The sequence below is a fragment of the Mesorhizobium sp. M7A.F.Ca.CA.004.04.2.1 genome, assembly GCF_004022825.1.
In the GTDB taxonomy this organism is placed as follows: Bacteria; Pseudomonadota; Alphaproteobacteria; order Rhizobiales; family Rhizobiaceae; genus Mesorhizobium.
The window spans coordinates 1-17,365 of record NZ_RZPH01000019.1; the positions used below are offsets into that span (position 1 = coordinate 1).

Here is a 17,365-nt window from a genome sequence, read left to right on the forward strand (position 1 = left end):
CGGCAAGACCATGCTGATGGACATGTTCTTCGACTTGCTGCCGGTGCGGCGCAAGCGCCGCGTCCACTTCAACGACTTCATGGCCGACGTGCAGGACCGTATCCAGAAGCACCGGCAGGCGCGCAAGAATGGCGACGTCAGGGAAGACGATCCGATCCCGCCGGTGGCCAAGGCCCTTGCCGAGCAAGCCTGGGTGCTGTGCTTCGACGAGTTCTCGGTCACCGACATTGCCGACGCGATGATCCTGTCCAGGTTGTTTTCGGCGCTGTTTGCCAGCGGCGTGGTGCTGGTCGCCACCTCGAATGTGGCGCCGGAAAACCTCTACAGCGACGGGCTGAACCGCCAGCTTTTCCTGCCCTTTATCGGCATACTGGAGCGGCACACACAGGTGCTGGCGCTCGATGCCGACAAAGACTACCGGCTGGAAAAGCTCGCCCGGACACCGGTCTATGTCACGCCGGCCGATGCGGCGGCGGACCAGCTACTCGACGAGGCCTGGCAAGCCATGACGCGGGGCGCGCCGACCGCCGAGACATCGATTGCCCTCAAAGGACGGCAGGTGATCGTGCCGCGCGCGGCGGGCGATGCGGCGCGGTTCTCCTTTGCCGATCTCTGCGAAAAGCCGCTTGGCGCGCGCGATTTCCTGGCGATCGCCGGTCGCTTCTCAACCATTTTTATCGACCATGTCCCGGTGCTCGGCGAAGGCAAGCGCAACGAGGCCAAGCGCTTCATCCTTCTGATCGACACGCTCTACGACCATCATGTGCGGCTGGTGATGAGCGCCGATGCGCCGCCGCAAGCGCTTTATGCAGCCAAGCGCGGCGTCGAAGTCTTCGAGTTCGAGCGCACCGCATCGCGGCTGATCGAGATGCAAAGCCGCGACTGGCTGGAGGATTGGGCGGCGCGGCAGAAGGGGAAGCCGGCGCCAGGGGCACAGCAGGCGCAGGCCTGAATTTCCAGAGAATCCGTCGGTAGCAATCCTTCGTGTCCCCTCCCTCGGCAGGACAGAGGGGGGGCGCTGTCCCGCCGACGTCTACAACTCGAACCTCCTCGGTTACCCGCATCACAAGGGTGTCATCGCCCGCATTCGGCCTTACGATTTCCGTCTTCATCGGTTATTTCTTCCAAAGTCGGCTTACAAACTTTGACGTTTACGTAAATCCCAAGTGATCTAACCGATTGAAAATACTGACACCAAAATAATCGTTTGAATTTTTTCCGTGCCGGGGCTATTGGGTGCGGCGAAAATTCGCGGTTCCCCGCAGCATTCCGGCCTCTTCTTCGACGCCGCCATCAAGTCACCAGAGATTTGAGACGTCGTCACCGACAAAGGGAAAACATCCTCACATGGCACGCAACAAGATAGCGCTTATCGGCTCTGGCATGATCGGCGGCACGCTCGCTCACATGATCGGCCTCAAGGACCTCGGCGACGTGGTGCTGTTCGATATTGCCGAAGGTATCCCGCAGGGCAAGGGGCTCGATATCGCGCAGTCGTCGCCGGTCGATGGCTTCGACTCCAGGCTCACCGGCATCAACGACTATGCCGGCATCGAAGGCGCCGATGTCTGCATCGTCACCGCCGGCGTGCCGCGCAAGCCCGGCATGAGCCGCGACGACCTTTTGGGCATCAATCTCAAGGTCATGGAACAGGTGGGCGCCGGGCTGAAGAAGTATGCGCCGAAGGCCTTCGTCATCTGCATCACAAACCCGCTCGACGCCATGGTCTGGGCGCTGCAGAAGTTCTCAGGACTGCCCAACAGCCATGTCGTCGGCATGGCCGGCGTGCTCGACAGCGCGCGCTTCCGCTATTTCCTGGCGGAGGAATTCAAGGTCTCGGTCGAGGACGTCACCGCGTTCGTGCTCGGCGGCCACGGCGATTCCATGGTGCCGATGATCCGCTATTCGACGGTATCGGGCATTCCGCTGCCCGATCTCATCAAGATGGGCTGGACCTCGAAGGAAAAGCTCGACCAGATCGTGCAGCGCACCCGCGACGGCGGCGCCGAGATCGTCGGCCTGCTCAAGACCGGTTCGGCCTATTACGCGCCGGCCGCTTCGGCGATCTCGATGGCCGAAGCCTATCTCAAGGACAAGAAGCGCGTGCTGCCCTGCGCGGCGTATCTCTCCGGCCAGTATGGCGTCAAGAACACCTATGTCGGCGTTCCCGTGGTGATCGGCGCCGGCGGCGTCGAGCGTATCATCGAGATCGAGCTCAACAAGAGCGAGCAGAAGATGTTCGACTCCTCGGTGGCGACGGTGCAGGGTCTGACCGAGGCCTGCGTCAAGATCGCGCCGCAACTCGCCTCCAAATGAATCTCCAGCAAGTGAACCCCCAGTCGATCCGGAGACCTTCCAGATGAACATCCATGAGTATCAGGGCAAGGCGCTGCTGAAGAGCTTTGGCGCGCCCGTGGCCGAAGGCGTGCCGGTGTTCAAGGCGAGCGAAGCGGAAGCCGCCGCCAAGGCGCTGCCGGGCCCGCTTTATGTGGTGAAGAGCCAGATCCATGCCGGCGGCCGCGGCAAGGGCAAATTCACCGAACTCGGCCCGGACGCCAAGGGCGGCGTGCGGCTGGCGAAATCGGTGGCCGACGTCGTCGCCAACGCCAACGAGATGCTGGGCAACACACTGGTGACCAAGCAGACCGGCCCGGCCGGCAAGCAGGTCAACCGCCTCTATATCGAGGACGGCGCTGACATCGAACGCGAGCTCTATCTGTCGATCCTGGTCGACCGTTCGGTCGGCCGCATCGCCTTCGTCGTCTCGACCGAGGGCGGCATGGACATCGAAGCGGTCGCGCATGACACGCCGGAGAAGATCATCACTGTCGCCATCGATCCGGAAAAAGGCGTCACATCGGCCGACCTGAAGGCGCTCAACGGTGCGCTGAAGCTCGACGGCGATGCTGCCAAGGACGGCGATACGCTGTTCCCGATCCTCTACAAAGCCTTCGTCGAAAAGGACATGAGCCTGCTCGAGGTCAACCCGCTGATCGTCATGAAGAACGGCCGGCTGCGCGTGCTCGACGCGAAAGTGTCGTTCGACAACAACGCGCTGTTCCGCCACCCTGACGTGCTCGAACTGCGCGACACCACCGAAGAGGACGAGAAGGAGATCGAGGCGTCGAAATACGACCTCGCCTATGTCGCGCTCGACGGCAATATCGGCTGCATGGTCAACGGCGCCGGCCTCGCCATGGCGACGATGGACATCATCAAGCTCTATGGTGCCGAGCCCGCCAACTTCCTCGATGTCGGTGGCGGCGCATCCAAGGAAAAAGTCACGGCGGCGTTCAAGATCATCACCCGGGATCCGGCGGTCAAGGGTATCCTGATCAACATCTTCGGCGGCATCATGAAGTGCGACATCATTGCCGAGGGCGTCATTGCCGCGGTCAAGGAAGTCGGACTGGAAGTGCCGCTGGTGGTGCGTCTGGAGGGCACCAATGCCGAGCTCGGCAAGAAGATCATCAACGACAGCGGCCTCAACGTCGTGTCGGCCGACGATCTCGACGATGCAGCCAAGAAGATCGTGGCGGCGGTAAAGGGCTGAGCGGATGCCTCCGCGCAAGATAAACTTGGTCGAGGCGGCGGATCAAAAGATCAAGAAGGTCTTCGATCCGCATATCGCCGGCGACGTCAACGACAGCCAGGCGAAGGTCGCCAAGTTCGGCGAGGTCTTCGATTGGCACGCGCATGACAATGAGGACGAAGCCTTCCTCGTGCTGCGCGGGCGCATCGCCATCGATTTCCGCGACGGTCCGGTCGAACTCGGCGAGGGCGACTTCATCGTCGTGCCGCGCGGTGTCGAGCACCGGCCGCGTTCGCTCACCGCGGAACCGGTCGTGCTGATGTTCGAGCCGGCGACGACGCTCAACACCGGCAATGCCAAGAGCGACCTCACGGTCGCTGACCTGAAGCGGCTCTGACCATGTTTTCCTCGATCAACGGTTTTTAGAAAAGGGCTCCCATGTCCATCCTCGTCGACAAGAACACCAAGGTGCTGGTGCAGGGCCTGACCGGCAAGACCGGTACGTTCCACACCGAGCAGGCGCTGGCTTATCACGGCACGAAAATGGTCGGCGGCATCCATCCCAAGAAGGGTGGCGAGACGTGGACCGGCGCCAAGGGTGAAAGCCTGCCGATCTTCGCCACCGTCGCCGAGGGCAAGGAAAAGACCGGCGCCAACGCTTCGGTCGTCTATGTGCCGCCGGCGGGTGCCGCCGAAGCCATCCTCGAAGCGATCGAGGCCGAGATCCCGCTGATCATCTGCATCACCGAAGGCATACCGGTGATGGACATGATCAGGGTCAAGGCCAGGCTCGACCGCTCGACCTCGCGGCTGATCGGGCCGAACTGCCCGGGCGTGCTCACGCCCAACGAATGCAAGATCGGCATCATGCCCGGAAACATCTTCCGCAAGGGCTCGGTCGGCGTTGTTTCGCGGTCGGGAACGCTTACCTATGAGGCAGTGTTCCAGACCACCAATGTCGGCCTCGGCCAGACCACCGCCGTCGGCATCGGCGGCGACCCCGTCAAGGGCACCGAGTTCATCGACGTGCTCGAGATGTTCCTCGCCGACGAGGAGACCAAGTCGATCATCATGATCGGCGAGATCGGCGGTTCGGCCGAGGAAGACGCCGCGCAGTTCCTCAAGGACGAAGCCAAGCGTGGCCGCAAGAAACCGATGGCCGGCTTCATCGCCGGGCGCACGGCGCCGGCCGGCCGCACCATGGGCCACGCCGGCGCGGTCATCTCCGGCGGCAAGGGCGGCGCCGAAGACAAGATCGCGGCGATGGAATCGGCCGGCATCAAGGTATCGCCCTCGCCGGCAAGGCTGGGCACGACACTGGTCGAGGCGATCAAAGGTTAAGGGAATAGGGGAGTAGGGCAGTAGGGAAAATAGCAGCGGCAAAAAGCGCTACTCCCCTATTCCCTTATTCCCCTACTCCCTCCAAAAACAGGAGACGGAGCCGGGCTCCGCGGACAAAAATGGCAAGACAAGATCAGGCCAACGACCAATTTTCGCTCACCTCTTTCCTTTACGGCGGCAACGCCGATTACATCGATGCGCTCTATGCCGCCTATGAAGACGATCCAGCCTCGGTCAATCCCGAATGGCAGGAGTTCTTTGCCGGGCTGAAGGACGATGCCGGCGATGTGCGCAGGAATGCCAAGGGTGCCTCATGGGCCAAGCCCTCCTGGCCGCTGCAGGCCAATGGCGAACTGGTGTCGGCGCTCGACGGCAATTGGGGTATCGTCGAGAAGACGATCGAAAAGAAAGTCAAGGACAAGGCGGTCACCAACGGCGTCGTCCTGTCCGACGCCGACGTGCATCAGGCGACGCGCGATTCGGTGCGCGCCATCATGATGATCCGCGCCTACCGCATGCGCGGCCATCTGCATGCCAATCTCGACCCGCTCGGCATCGCCAAACCGCTCGAGGACTACAACGAGCTGTCGCCGGAAAATTACGGCTTCACCGCTGCCGACTATGACCGGCCGATCTTCCTCGACAATGTGCTCGGGCTCGAATTCGGCACCATCCGGCAGATGCTGGAAATCCTGACGCGCACCTATTGCTCGACGCTCGGCGTCGAGTTCATGCATATTTCCGACCCCGAGGAAAAGGCCTGGATCCAGGCCCGCATCGAAGGTGCCGACAAGGAGATCACCTTCACCGCCACCGGCAAGAAGGCGATCCTGCAGAAGCTGGTCGAGGCCGAAGGTTTTGAGCAGTTCATCGACGTCAAGTACAAGGGCACCAAGCGCTTCGGCCTCGATGGCAGTGAAGCGCTGATCCCGGCGCTGGAGCAGATCGTCAAGCGCGGCGGCCAGCTCGGCATGAAAGAGATCGTGCTCGGCATGGCGCATCGCGGAAGGCTGAACGTGCTTTCCCAGGTGATGGCCAAGCCGCACCGCGCCATCTTCCACGAGTTCAAGGGCGGCTCGGCCGCACCCGACGAGGTCGAGGGTTCGGGCGACGTCAAGTACCATCTCGGCGCCTCGTCGGACCGCGAGTTCGACGGCAACAAGGTGCATCTGTCCCTGACCGCCAATCCCTCGCATCTGGAAATCGTCGATCCGGTGGTGATGGGCAAGGCGCGCGCCAAGCAGGATTATCTGTTCGGCCGCAGCCGCGAGGAAATCGTGCCGCTGGAAGAGCGCGCCAAGGTGCTGCCGCTCTTGCTGCATGGCGATGCCGCCTTTGCCGGCCAGGGCGTGATCGCGGAAATCCTCGGCCTGTCCGGCCTGCGCGGCCACCGCGTCGCCGGCACGTTGCATTTCATCATCAACAACCAGATCGGCTTCACAACCAATCCGCGCTTCTCGCGCTCGTCGCCCTATCCGTCCGACGTCGCCAAGATGATCGAAGCGCCGATCTTCCACGTCAATGGCGACGATCCGGAAGCCGTGGTGCACGCCACCAAGGTGGCGATCGAATTCCGCATGAAGTTCCACAAGCCTGTTGTGGTCGACATGTTCTGCTACCGCCGCTTCGGCCACAATGAGGGCGACGAGCCGGCCTTCACCCAGCCGATCATGTACCGCAACATCCGCACCCACAAGACGACCGTGCAGATCTACGGCGACCGGCTGATCGCCGAGGGTCACCTCACCCAGGCCGAGCTCGACCAGCTCAAGGCCGACTGGCGAGCGCATCTGGAATCCGAGTGGGAAGTCGGCCAGCACTACAAGCCCAACAAGGCCGATTGGCTCGACGGCGCCTGGTCTGGCCTGCGCACGGCCGACAACCAGGACGAACAAAGGCGCGGCAAGACCGCCGTGCCGGTCAAGACGCTGAAGGAAATCGGCAAGAAGCTGACCGAGGTGCCGAGGATTTCGAGGCGCACAAGACGATCATCCGCTTCCTCGAAAACCGCCGCCAGGCGATCGAGTCGGGCGAAGGCATCGACTGGTCGACGGCCGAGGCGCTGGCCTTCGGCGCCATCCTGCTCGACGGCAATCCGATCCGCCTGTCGGGGCAGGATTCCGAACGCGGCACCTTCTCGCAGCGCCATTCCGTGCTCTACGACCAGCGCGACGAGACCCGCTATATCCCGCTCAACAATCTGTCTGCCGCTCAAGCCGGCTACGAAGTCATCAACTCGATGCTGTCGGAAGAGGCGGTGCTGGGCTTCGAATATGGCTACAGCCTTGCCGAGCCGAAGGCGCTGACCTTGTGGGAAGCGCAGTTCGGCGATTTCGCCAACGGTGCCCAGGTGGTGTTCGACCAGTTCATCTCTTCGGGTGAACGCAAGTGGCTCAGAATGTCGGGCCTCGTCTGCCTGCTGCCGCATGGCTATGAAGGCCAGGGTCCGGAACATTCTTCGGCCCGGCTCGAACGCTTCCTGCAGCTTTGCGCCGAAGATAACATGCAAGTGGCCAACTGTACGACGCCGGCCAACTACTTCCACATATTGCGCCGGCAGCTGAAGCGCGACTTCCGTAAGCCGCTGATCCTGATGACGCCGAAGTCGCTGCTGCGCCATAAGCGGGCGGTGTCGACGCTGCCGGAAATTTCGGGCGAAAGCTCGTTCCACCGATTGCTGTGGGACGATGCGCAGCTGCTTTCCGGCCAGGCGATCAAGCTGACCAAGGATTCGAAGATCCGCCGCGTCGTGCTGTGTTCGGGCAAGGTCTATTACGACCTCTACGAGGAGCGCGAGAAGCGCGGCATCAACGACATCTATCTGCTGCGCGTCGAGCAGCTTTATCCGTTCCCGGCCAAGGCGCTGATCACCGAACTGTCGCGTTTCCGCAATGCCGAGATGGTGTGGTGCCAGGAGGAGCCCAAGAACATGGGCGCATGGTCGTTCATCGACCCCTATCTGGAATGGGTGCTGGCGCATATCGATGCCAAGCATCAGCGGGTGCGCTACACCGGCCGTCCGGCCGCCGCCTCGCCGGCGACCGGACTGATGTCGAAGCATCTCGCCCAGCTCGCCGCCTTGCTCGAAGACGCGCTCGGCGAATAGAGAAGATCTGGGCGAATAACAGAACCGAAAGAAAACGGACAGGCACAATGGCTACCGAAATCCGCGTTCCCACTCTCGGCGAATCCGTCACCGAAGCGACCATCGGCAAATGGTTCAAGAAGGTCGGCGACGCGATCGTCGCCGACGAGCCGCTGGTCGAGCTCGAGACCGACAAGGTGACGGTGGAGGTGCCTGCCGCCGCCGCTGGAACCTTAAGCGAAATCACCGCCAAGGAAGGCGAGACGGTCGGTGTCGGTGCGCTGCTCGGTTCGATTTCGGCAGGTGGCGCTGCCGCCGCGCCAGCGACCAAGCCGCAGGCGGTGTCGCAGGCCTCGTCGCCGGATGCGGCATCGACCGGCAAGCAAGCCGCGGCCGAGACCGCCAAGATCGCCGGCGATGCCGGCCCGGTCGAGCCGCGCACCATGCCACCGGCACCGGCCGCAGCGAAACTGATCGCCGAAAGCAATCTCTCGGTCGACCAGATCTCCGGTTCGGGAAAGCGTGGCCAGGTGCTGAAAGGCGACGTGCTCGACGTCATCTCCAAGGGTGCGCCGTCGCAGCCGGCGGAGACGCCGAAGGCGGCACCTGCACCGGTTGCCGTGCGCGCGCCGTCCTCGGGCGACGACGCTTCGCGCGAGGAGCGCGTGCGCATGACCAAGCTGCGCCAGACCATCGCGCGCCGCCTCAAGGAAGCGCAGTCGACCGCAGCCATGCTGACCACCTTCAACGAGGTCGACATGTCAGCGGTGATGGCACTGCGGACCAAGTACAAGGATGTGTTTGAAAAGAAGCACGGCGTGAAGCTCGGCTTCATGGGCTTCTTCACCAAGGCCGTGACACACGCGCTGAAGGAGATCCCCTCGGTCAATGCCGAGATCGACGCCACCGACATCATCTTCAAGAACTATGCCCATATCGGCGTCGCCGTCGGCACCGAAAAGGGCCTGGTTGTGCCGGTCGTGCGCAATGCCGACCAGATGTCGATCGCCGAGATCGAAAAGGACATCGGCCGGCTGGGCATCGCCGCGCGCGACGGCAAGCTGTCGGTCGCCGACATGCAAGGCGGGACGTTCACCATTTCCAACGGCGGCGTTTACGGGTCGCTGATGTCGACGCCGATCCTCAACGCACCGCAGTCGGGCATTCTGGGCATGCACAAGATCCAGGACCGGCCTGTGGTGGTCGGCGGCCAGATCGTGATCCGGCCGATGATGTACCTGGCGCTCAGCTACGATCACCGCATCGTCGACGGCAAGGAAGCGGTGACCTTCCTGGTCCGCGTCAAGGAAAGCCTGGAGGATCCGGAACGGCTGGTGCTCGATCTGTGAGCAAGGCCAACCGCCCCGTGAGCGGCTGGCTGGAACGGTTCGGGTTCAAACTGGGCCGGGCCGCGGGCGGCGCGCAGCGGACTTTTCGGCGCAGTATTTTCTGGCTTGGCTTGTCCACTGCTGTTCCTTCGCTGGCAATCGCCGCCGGATGGAATCCGGCAAAGGTGAGCAGCAACCTCGGCATCTTTGCCCTTAGTGACGTGCAATTGGCGGAGCGGAAGATAACCGTCACCCCGATCGGCCAACTCGAATTGCCGACGGGCGAGATTATGGCCTGCGATCCTCTGGTCACAGGCGATGACTGGCCAGCATTGAGCCGCAAGGTCAAACCTGGAAGTTATCCGGTTTCTCTGTTCGAGGCCCAGGGACGTGTGGCAGCAGCGTTCCTTCGGCTCCGCCCAGGCACGCCGGTCCGCTGGGAACTGGCGACCTTGCCAGACCAGGACGTGTCGACCCTGAAGGACGACGAAATGTTCGGCTACCCCGTCGAAGCCGGCCTTGGCTCTTTCATGGACAAGACGGCGATGGCGCTGATGTCGGCCGAACAGGACAAGCTCAAGGCCGACGAGAATTACTATGACGACGTGCTGGCCGCCGAATTCGCACCCAACCAGGACAGGTTCGTCATGCATCATCCGGTTGCCGGCAACCCGCTCAACATCGCGATGTTCTGGAGCGGCTGGGGTGATGGATTTTATCCGTCATTCTGGGGACTGGACGCAGCAGGCGAGCCGTTGTTGCTGCTGACCGATTTCGGCGTGCTGGAAAACGCCGATGGCCGCGAGAGCAAGTAGGTCGCGCTGATGCAAAGCGTCCTATCGCCCACTATCCGATGTGCAGCCGGGATGCTGGCCGTGTTGTTCACCGACTCTGCCGCAAATGCCGCCTGCCCGATAGAACTCGCCGTCTATGGCGACGCCCAGAGCGGCAGCGAAATCGATTTCACGCCGACCGGCACCTCGGCGACGGTCACCAATACGTTCCGCATGATCCTCGACAACAGTGTGGTGCTCAACGGCATCGTCATGTGGAACGAGGGCGTGTCGCGGCCGAACGGCGCGCTGATGTACAAATGCCCCGAGGGCGACGTCACCGGCGAGGAGCTTGCCGCCTGCACGCCCTGGCATGGCGTCATCTACACGGCGGATGACAAGGGCAACATCGGGCTGCTGCCGGCCGAAGGTGTCGAAGCGCCGAAGACGCTGATCCTGCCGGATCTCGGGCCAGCGTTGCGCCAATCCAGTGCCTATGGCGGCAGCGGGTTTTCGAAAGTGCCGGGGGATGTGTTTGCCTTGAAGGGATGCCAGGAATGAGCGGGACGCAAAAGGTGCTGCTGGTCACCGGCGGCAGCCGCGGCATCGGCGCGGCGATCTGCCGGTTTGGATCGAAGGCCGGCTACAGGGTCGCGGTCAACTACGCTGCGAATCAGGACGCCGCCGATGCACTGGTCGCGGAGATCGAGGCTGCCGGCGGCGAGGCTTTTGCGGTCAAGGGCGATGTCGGCAGCGAGGCCGATATCGTGGCCATGTTCGAGGCCGTCGACCACGCCTATGGACGGCTCGATGCCTTCGTCAACAAGGCCGGCATCGTCGACGTCAAGGCGCGCGTCGACGAGATGGACGTTTCGCGGCTGGAGCGCATGATGCGCGTCAATGTCGTCGGCTCGTTCCTCTGCGCCCGTGAGGCGGTCAAGCGCATGTCGACCCGCCATGGCGGGTCGGGCGGGTCCATAGTCAACATCTCGTCGGCGGCAGCGACATTGGGCTCGCCGGGCGAGTATGTCGATTATGCCGCCTCCAAGGGCGCCATCGACACCTTCACCATCGGGCTCGCCCGCGAGGTGGCGCTGGAAGGCATCCGCGTCAATGCGGTGCGCCCTGGCATCATCGACACGGATATCCACGCTTCCGGCGGGCAGCCGGACAGGGTGGAGCGGTTCCGCGACCTGCTGCCGATGAAAAGAGCCGGTACAGTGGCTGAAGTCGCCGGCGCGGTTCTCTATCTTCTCTCCGACGCCGCGTCCTATACGACAGGCGCGATCCTGAATGTAAGCGGCGGCCGCTGAGCGCTCTCAAGCAGATCGAGCAGGATGTTATCCGAAAACCGCGTCACACGGCATCATGCTCAAACAGAAGGACAGTATCATGGCTTATGACGTCGTTATCATCGGATCGGGACCGGGCGGCTATGTCTGCGCCATCAAGGCGGCGCAGCTCGGGCTCAGGGTCGCGGTGGTCGAGAAGAACGCGACCTTCGGCGGTACCTGCCTCAACATCGGCTGCATCCCTTCCAAGGCGCTGCTCCATGCCTCCGAGATGTTCGCCGAGGCCGGTCACTCCTTCGACACGCTCGGCGTCGAGATATCGGCGCCGAAATTGAACCTGAAGAAGATGATGGCGCACAAGGATGCGACGGTGTCGTCGAACGTCAACGGCGTCGCCTTCCTGTTCAAGAAGAACAAGATCGACAGCTTTCGCGGCACTGGCAAGGTGGTCGCGGCAGGCAAGGTGTCGGTGACGGCTGAGGACGGCAAGGTCGAGGAGATCGAGACCAGGAACATCGTCATCGCCACCGGCTCGGATGTCGCCGGCATTCCCGGCGTCAAGGTCGACATCGACGAGAAGGTGATCGTGTCGTCGACCGGCGCTTTGTCGCTTGATAAGGTTCCCGGCCATCTGGTGGTGGTCGGCGGCGGTGTCATCGGGCTCGAGCTCGGCTCGGTGTGGGCACGGCTCGGCGCCAAGGTCACCGTGGTCGAATTCCTCGACACCATCCTGGGCGGCATGGACGGCGAGGTTTCCAAGCAGTTCCAGCGCTTGCTTTCAAAGCAGGGTTTCGAGTTCAAGCTCGGCGCCAAGGTCACCGGTGTCGCCAAGGCCAAGAAGGGTGCGACCGTCACCTTCGAGCCGGTCAAGGGCGGCGCCGCCGAGACGATCGAGGCCGATGCCGTGCTGATCGCCACCGGCCGCCGCGCCTATGCCGACAGTCTCGGCCTCGGGGAAGCCGGCGTCGAGGTCGACGAGCGCGGCCGGGTCAAGACCGATGGCCATCTCAAGACCAATGTCGCGGGCATCTATGCCATCGGCGATGTCATCGCCGGGCCGATGCTGGCGCACAAGGCCGAGGACGAGGGCGTGGCGGTGGCCGAAACCATTGCCGGCCAGGCCGGCCACGTGAACTATGACGTCATTCCGAGCGTCGTCTACACCAGCCCGGAAATCGCCTCGGTCGGCAAGACCGAGGAAGAGTTGAAGAAGGCCGGCATCGACTACAAGGCCGGAAAATTCCCGTTCAGCGCCAATGGCCGGGCGCGCGCCATGCTGCACACCGACGGTTTTGTGAAGATCCTCGCCGACAAGACGAGCGACCGCGTACTCGGCGTGCATATTGTCGGCTTCGGCGCAGGCGAGATGATCCACGAGGCGGCGGTGCTGATGGAATTCGGGGGCTCGTCTGAGGATCTCGCCCGCACCTGCCACGCGCATCCGACGATGTCGGAGGCGATCAAGGAGGCGGCGCTGGCAACGTTCTTCAAGCCGATCCACATCTAAAGGCACTATCCTCGGTCAAGCCCGAGGGTGACGAACGTAGCGATCCCTACAAAACGGCCCGCCTTTCGGCGGGCCGTTCGTATTTGATATCGAGCCGATCAGTTGGCCGGTGCAGGCGCTGGGGCCGGTGCCGGAGCCGGTGCAGGCGCTGGTGCCGGGGCAGGCGCCGGTTCTGCAGGCGCCGGAGCAGGCGCGGGTGCTGGCGCAGGTTCGGCCGGCTTCATCGGTTCGGCCGGTGCCGGTGCGGGCGCCGGTGTGCTGGCCGCCGGCGGCTCGGCGGGTGCCGGGTGCTCACCGCTTCTTCCGAAAATATAATACGCGACAACCGCCAGAATAACGACGACCAGCGCAATCAGCCAGCCACTACCGCCGCCACCGCTCTGCTTGATGGTGGTGTTGGTGGTGTTGGGATTGAACGGGTCGTTTGGATTCGGTGCGTTCGCCATAAAAGTGTCCTCCGTGGATGAAAAATATCAATCAACACCATATAACGCGCAATCATTGAACTGGTTTCACGCTAGGGTTGGAAAACGCCAAAAACAAGGACAATCCCGCCGTTCCGGCGCCGGAATGGCGTCGTTTCGCCATGCAACGCGCCAAGTTGGTGCCTATTATGATCTTTTCGGAGGATTTTGCCGTGACGAATCCCCTGGCAGAGTTTGTCCCGAATCACTGCACTGCCCTCGCCGGAGCCCAGTTCGCCGACCGCTATGTGCTGGTCACCCAGGGTCTTTCTTTAACGGCACTCGGCGCGGCGGAACGCGCCCTGGGGCGAACGCCGCCCTGGGTCGGCAGGCTCATGGCGCTGCGCAACCTTGCCGTCAAGCCGTTCCGGCTGAAGACGGGCCTGGAAGCTGCGGTGTTGCCGTCAGGCCGGATCGGGATATTTCCGCTCATCAGCCAGTTTCCCGGCAAGGTTGTGCTTGGCCTCGACGACCGTCATCTCGATTTCCGTGTCCTGGTCGAAGTCAGGGATCTCGGCATGGGCCGGCAAGAGGTGGCCGCGACGACGATCGTCAAGACGCACAATTGGCTCGGGCGCGCCTATCTTGCGATCATCATGCCGTTTCACCGGATCATCGTTCCGGCGATGCTGGCCCAGATCCTGGCGAAGTAAACTGAAGTAGCTAAAGTCCAACAGGCGTGACGGTGTAACCGGCCTTGCGGAAGTCCTCGACGAGGCCTTCGGGGCCGGGAAGGTGGAGGGCGCCGACCGCCATGAAGACGTTGCCCCTAGCAAGGATCGGTTCGGCATGCTCGACCATCACCTTGTTGCGGCTGGTGATCATGGTTTCCTCGAACGCCGCATAGCCCGCGGGGTCGTCCGTGCCCTCCGGCATGGCCACGCGAAACAGCGGCCAGAACATTCCGGTGTCGCCGCGCTGGTAGAGCACGATCATGGTTTCGTTGATGTCGTTGATCTTATCGCCGAGCTTCAGCGTGTCGACGAGGCCCTTCATGTGAAACGCCAGCGGCAGCGAGGCCATGGCGCGCAACTGGCTTTCAGCAGTCTCCAATCCTTCCACCGGCTTGCCGGAAGCCTTTGCACCTTCCGCCAGCCTGACATCGAGCACCGGGGCGCCGCCTGACTGGCGGGCGAGTTCGCAGGCCGGCAGTGCCATCATGGCCGAGAGCATCCACGGCTTCATCTTGGCAACCGTTGCCGGAGGAATGCCGCGTGCGTCGAGCGCGGCGTTCATGGCCGCCGCATCGTCGGGCGACAGCAGCGACGCCAGCGTCGTCGAATCAGTGAACATCATCAGGTCCGGCTCCTTGAGCATCGCGACCATCATCTTCTGCTTGTCGAGCACGTCCGTGGTTTCGATGATGATGGTGCCGGCGGCGTCATAGGCTTTCTGCGCGTCGGGAGGCAGCGTGGTGACGCGCGGGTCGGTCATATGCATGGTGCCGAACAGGAAGGACGGCTTCTCGCCGGGCTTTTCCAGCTTCCACAACAGGCCCTTGCCGTTCGGTGTCGCGGCGGCTTCCGCTTCGATCTTGCGGTAGGTCGCCGGATCGTTCTTCTGCAAGGCCGACAGCATGTCGGCGCCGGTGCAGGTCGGGATTTCGGCATGCGCCTTGCCGGCCGCGAACAGCAGTACGGCGAGAAACGACAGGAAGAACAGAACGTTGAGCGCGACGAGCAGCTTCAGCGACACGGAAGCTGCACGGTCGGCGATGGCGATGACGCGTTTCATGATCCCATTCCTAGAACCGAAAAGCGGCAAAACGGTTAATTGGTACTGCGAAATTGTCTTCGACCGGCTATCGCCCTCAGCGGACGTCGATGGTGCTCATGACTCAATGATTAGCGGAAACGCCCATTTCTTCGTCATCCATGGGCGGAGCAAGGAGCGTAGCGACGCGGCGCAGACCCGAGGATCCATGCCGGGACTCTGGAACGCTGCAACAGTGCAGAATTCCGCTCCGCAGCACTCCATGGCAAAGGTCGCGGCATGGATCCCAGGGTCTCCGCGACGGAGCTTCGCTCCTGCTTCGCCCAGGGATGACGACGTTGGGGAGGCTTTCGGCCAATGGTGAACGTTTGGCCACCGATACTATGCGACGCTACTGGCGTTCATGCCCGTGGATGGGCTGATTCGTAAATCTCGAGCAGCCTCGCGGTGTCGACGCCGGTGTAGATCTGCGTCGTCGACAGACTGGCGTGGCCGAGCAGTTCCTGGATGGTGCGCAAATCGCCGCCGCGGCCGAGCAGATGCGTAGCGAAGGAATGGCGCAGCGCATGCGGCGTCGCGGTATCGGGCAGGTTGAGCGCCGAGCGCAGCTTGGCCATGTCGCGCTGGACAATGGCCGGGTTGAGCGGACCGCCGCGGGCGCCGCGAAACAACAGGCCCTTGGGGTCGAGATGGTAGGGGCAGAGCCGGCGATATTCGGCGATCGCCCTGAGCGCCACCGGCAGCACCGGCACCAGGCGCGTCTTGCCGCCCTTGCCGGTGACGCGAAGCACCGTGTCGGCCGCCGACGCCAGATCGGCGCCGGCGAGGCCAAGCGCCTCGGAAATGCGCAGGCCGGAGCCGTAGAGCAGTGTCAGCACGGCGGCGTTGCGCGCTGCGATCCAGGGTTCCTCCGCCAGTTGGCCTTCAATGGAAACAACATGCTTGGCATCGCTCGCTGTCAGCGGCTTGGGCAGCGATTTGGGTTGGCGCGGCGCGCGCAGTGCTGCCGCCCCGGCCGCATTGGCGAGGCCGCGCCGCTCGAGGAAACGCAGCAGCGAGCGGATGCCGGCGAGACCCCGGCCGAGCGTGCGGGCACCGGCACCGGCATTGCGCCGCGCCGCGAGAAAGCCGCGCAGGTCAGCCGGGCGCAGATCGGCGATGTCCGAAATGCCGGGCGAGCCGCCACAATGGCCGGTGAGGAAATGCAGGAACTGGCGCGTGTCGCGCTCATAGGCTTCCACCGTCTTGGGCGACAGCCGGCGCTCTCGGGCCAGCATCTTCAGCCAGCTTTCGCGTGCCGCCTGGAGATCGGGTTTGGCCGGGATCAGGAATTCCTGCATGGCGGCATTTTCGGGTATTCGGGTTAGGAAGCGGTGAAGAGCCGTCATTGAAATGACAGCCGGCTGAGGTTAGGAGACCATCGATTGGCGGCAGGTGACTACCTTGGTGATTGGCTGAAATGCCCGCCCCCTTCGTCATCCTGGGGCGGAGCAGGAGCGAAGCGACGTCGCGGAGACCCCAGGATCCATGCCGTGACCTGCGAGCGTTGCTGCGTTACAAGTCTGATAGCTTTGCGGTGGAGACCGCGCGAAGTGTTTGCAAATAGAGAGTTGGCAGGAACGAGACTCGTGACCCTTTCTGAACTGCCGTGCTTTTTGGTCGCCGTAACGGAATGGATCCTCGGGTCTGCGCAGTCGCTTCGCGCCTGCTCCGCCCGTGGATGACGAAGGTAAAAGCGCCATGAGCAAGCCCCAGAACCCTGTCCAGATGGCCGTGATCGGCGCCGCCCATGGCATCAAGGGCGAATTGCGGGTGAAGACCTTCACCGGTGAGCCGCTGGCGCTGGCCGATTACGGGCCGCTCTACGCCAGGGACGGGCGCGCCTTCCAGATCATCGACATCAGGCCTGCCAACACCGTGGTCGTGGTGCGCTTCAAAGGTGTCGCCGACCGCAACGCGGCCGAGGCGCTGGCCGGCACGGAGCTGTTCGTCGACCGTTCGATGCTGCCGGACGATGGCGAGGAAGATGAATTCTATCATGCCGACCTTGTCGGCCTCGAAGTCCGCGACGATACGGCTGCCGTGCTTGGCAAGGTGGTCGCGGTGCACAATTTCGGCGGCGGCGACATTCTCGATGTGACGCTGGGCGGGCGCAAGGGCGTGCTGATCCCGTTCACACAGGCCGCCGTGCCGCAAGTGTCGATCGCCGAGGGTTTTGTCCGTGTCGATCCGGCGGCAGCCGGGCTGGTCGACGACGAGGATGGCGATGGCGATGGCCCGCGCGAGGAAGACTTCGATCCGAAAGGCCGGCCGCGCGGACCGAGCGATGC

At 63.1% G+C, this 17,365-nt stretch carries 15 protein-coding genes and 1 pseudogene; 13 read left to right on the forward strand and 3 right to left on the reverse strand.

The window, feature by feature from the left end; all coding sequences use genetic code 11:
* From zapE to lpdA, 11 genes and pseudogenes are all read left to right on the forward strand, one after another.
* The coding region (gene zapE / locus EN893_RS01990) for a cell division protein ZapE (RefSeq protein WP_164900691.1) at positions 1-952 on the forward strand (952 nt) is incomplete at its 5' end.
* A gap of 395 nt (positions 953-1,347) precedes the next feature.
* The gene (gene mdh, locus EN893_RS01995; RefSeq protein ID WP_013528846.1) at positions 1,348-2,316 is read left to right on the forward strand and encodes a malate dehydrogenase; all 969 of its coding nucleotides are present in this window, start codon (positions 1,348-1,350) and stop codon (positions 2,314-2,316) included.
* Between the two features lie 43 nt (positions 2,317-2,359).
* Entirely contained in the window at positions 2,360-3,553 is a 1,194-nt protein-coding gene (gene sucC / locus EN893_RS02000; RefSeq protein WP_024504973.1) for an ADP-forming succinate--CoA ligase subunit beta, read from the forward strand.
* A 4-nt stretch (positions 3,554-3,557) separates the two neighbouring features.
* Positions 3,558-3,929 carry a cupin domain-containing protein gene (locus EN893_RS02005; protein WP_127267774.1) on the forward strand — a complete coding sequence of 124 codons (372 nt, stop codon included), beginning with the start codon at positions 3,558-3,560 and terminating at the stop codon, positions 3,927-3,929.
* Positions 3,930-3,970: 41 nt separating this feature from the next.
* Entirely contained in the window at positions 3,971-4,873 is a 903-nt protein-coding gene (sucD, locus tag EN893_RS02010; RefSeq protein ID WP_063173365.1) for a succinate--CoA ligase subunit alpha, read from the forward strand.
* A 119-nt stretch (positions 4,874-4,992) separates the two neighbouring features.
* Positions 4,993-7,979: pseudogene (locus EN893_RS02015) on the forward strand (2-oxoglutarate dehydrogenase E1 component).
* Between the two features lie 47 nt (positions 7,980-8,026).
* Positions 8,027-9,307 carry a 2-oxoglutarate dehydrogenase complex dihydrolipoyllysine-residue succinyltransferase gene (odhB, locus tag EN893_RS02020; protein ID WP_127267776.1) on the forward strand — a complete coding sequence of 427 codons (1,281 nt, stop codon included), beginning with the start codon at positions 8,027-8,029 and terminating at the stop codon, positions 9,305-9,307.
* A gap of 95 nt (positions 9,308-9,402) precedes the next feature.
* Positions 9,403-10,101 carry a DUF4241 domain-containing protein gene (locus tag EN893_RS02025; protein ID WP_164748784.1) on the forward strand — a complete coding sequence of 233 codons (699 nt, stop codon included), beginning with the start codon at positions 9,403-9,405 and terminating at the stop codon, positions 10,099-10,101.
* Between the two features lie 51 nt (positions 10,102-10,152).
* A complete protein-coding gene (locus tag EN893_RS02030) occupies positions 10,153-10,620 on the forward strand; it encodes a hypothetical protein (RefSeq protein ID WP_236382951.1) in 468 nt (155 codons plus the stop codon).
* Positions 10,617-11,372: an SDR family oxidoreductase gene (locus EN893_RS02035; RefSeq protein WP_128361383.1), complete on the forward strand. Its 756-nt coding sequence runs from the start codon at positions 10,617-10,619 to the stop codon at positions 11,370-11,372. The genes EN893_RS02030 and EN893_RS02035 overlap by 4 nt, the downstream gene beginning before the upstream one ends.
* Before the next feature lie 55 nt (positions 11,373-11,427).
* Complete coding sequence (gene lpdA / locus EN893_RS02040; RefSeq protein WP_329608532.1) at positions 11,428-12,858, forward strand: dihydrolipoyl dehydrogenase; 1,431 nt, start codon at positions 11,428-11,430, stop codon at positions 12,856-12,858.
* 98 nt (positions 12,859-12,956) lie between these two features.
* Here the strand turns inward: lpdA and EN893_RS02045 are convergent, their stop codons facing one another.
* Positions 12,957-13,304, reverse strand: a complete 348-nt coding sequence (locus EN893_RS02045) for a hypothetical protein (protein ID WP_127273296.1) — start codon at positions 13,302-13,304, stop codon at positions 12,957-12,959.
* Positions 13,305-13,381: 77 nt separating this feature from the next.
* Between EN893_RS02045 and EN893_RS02050 the strand changes: the two genes are divergently transcribed.
* The gene (locus EN893_RS02050; protein ID WP_127270062.1) at positions 13,382-13,975 is read left to right on the forward strand and encodes a DUF2867 domain-containing protein; all 594 of its coding nucleotides are present in this window, start codon (positions 13,382-13,384) and stop codon (positions 13,973-13,975) included.
* Positions 13,976-13,985: 10 nt separating this feature from the next.
* On the opposite strand, the gene EN893_RS02055 is transcribed toward EN893_RS02050, so the two are convergent.
* Positions 13,986-15,056, reverse strand: coding sequence for a TraB/GumN family protein (locus EN893_RS02055; protein ID WP_127270060.1), 1,071 nt, complete (start codon positions 15,054-15,056; stop codon positions 13,986-13,988).
* Between the two features lie 380 nt (positions 15,057-15,436).
* The gene (locus EN893_RS02060) at positions 15,437-16,375 is read right to left on the reverse strand and encodes a tyrosine recombinase XerC (protein ID WP_127270058.1); all 939 of its coding nucleotides are present in this window, start codon (positions 16,373-16,375) and stop codon (positions 15,437-15,439) included.
* Between the two features lie 400 nt (positions 16,376-16,775).
* Between EN893_RS02060 and rimM the strand changes: the two genes are divergently transcribed.
* Positions 16,776-17,365, forward strand: a 590-nt coding sequence (gene rimM / locus EN893_RS02065) for a ribosome maturation factor RimM (RefSeq protein WP_128361384.1), incomplete at its 3' end; no start/stop codon positions are given.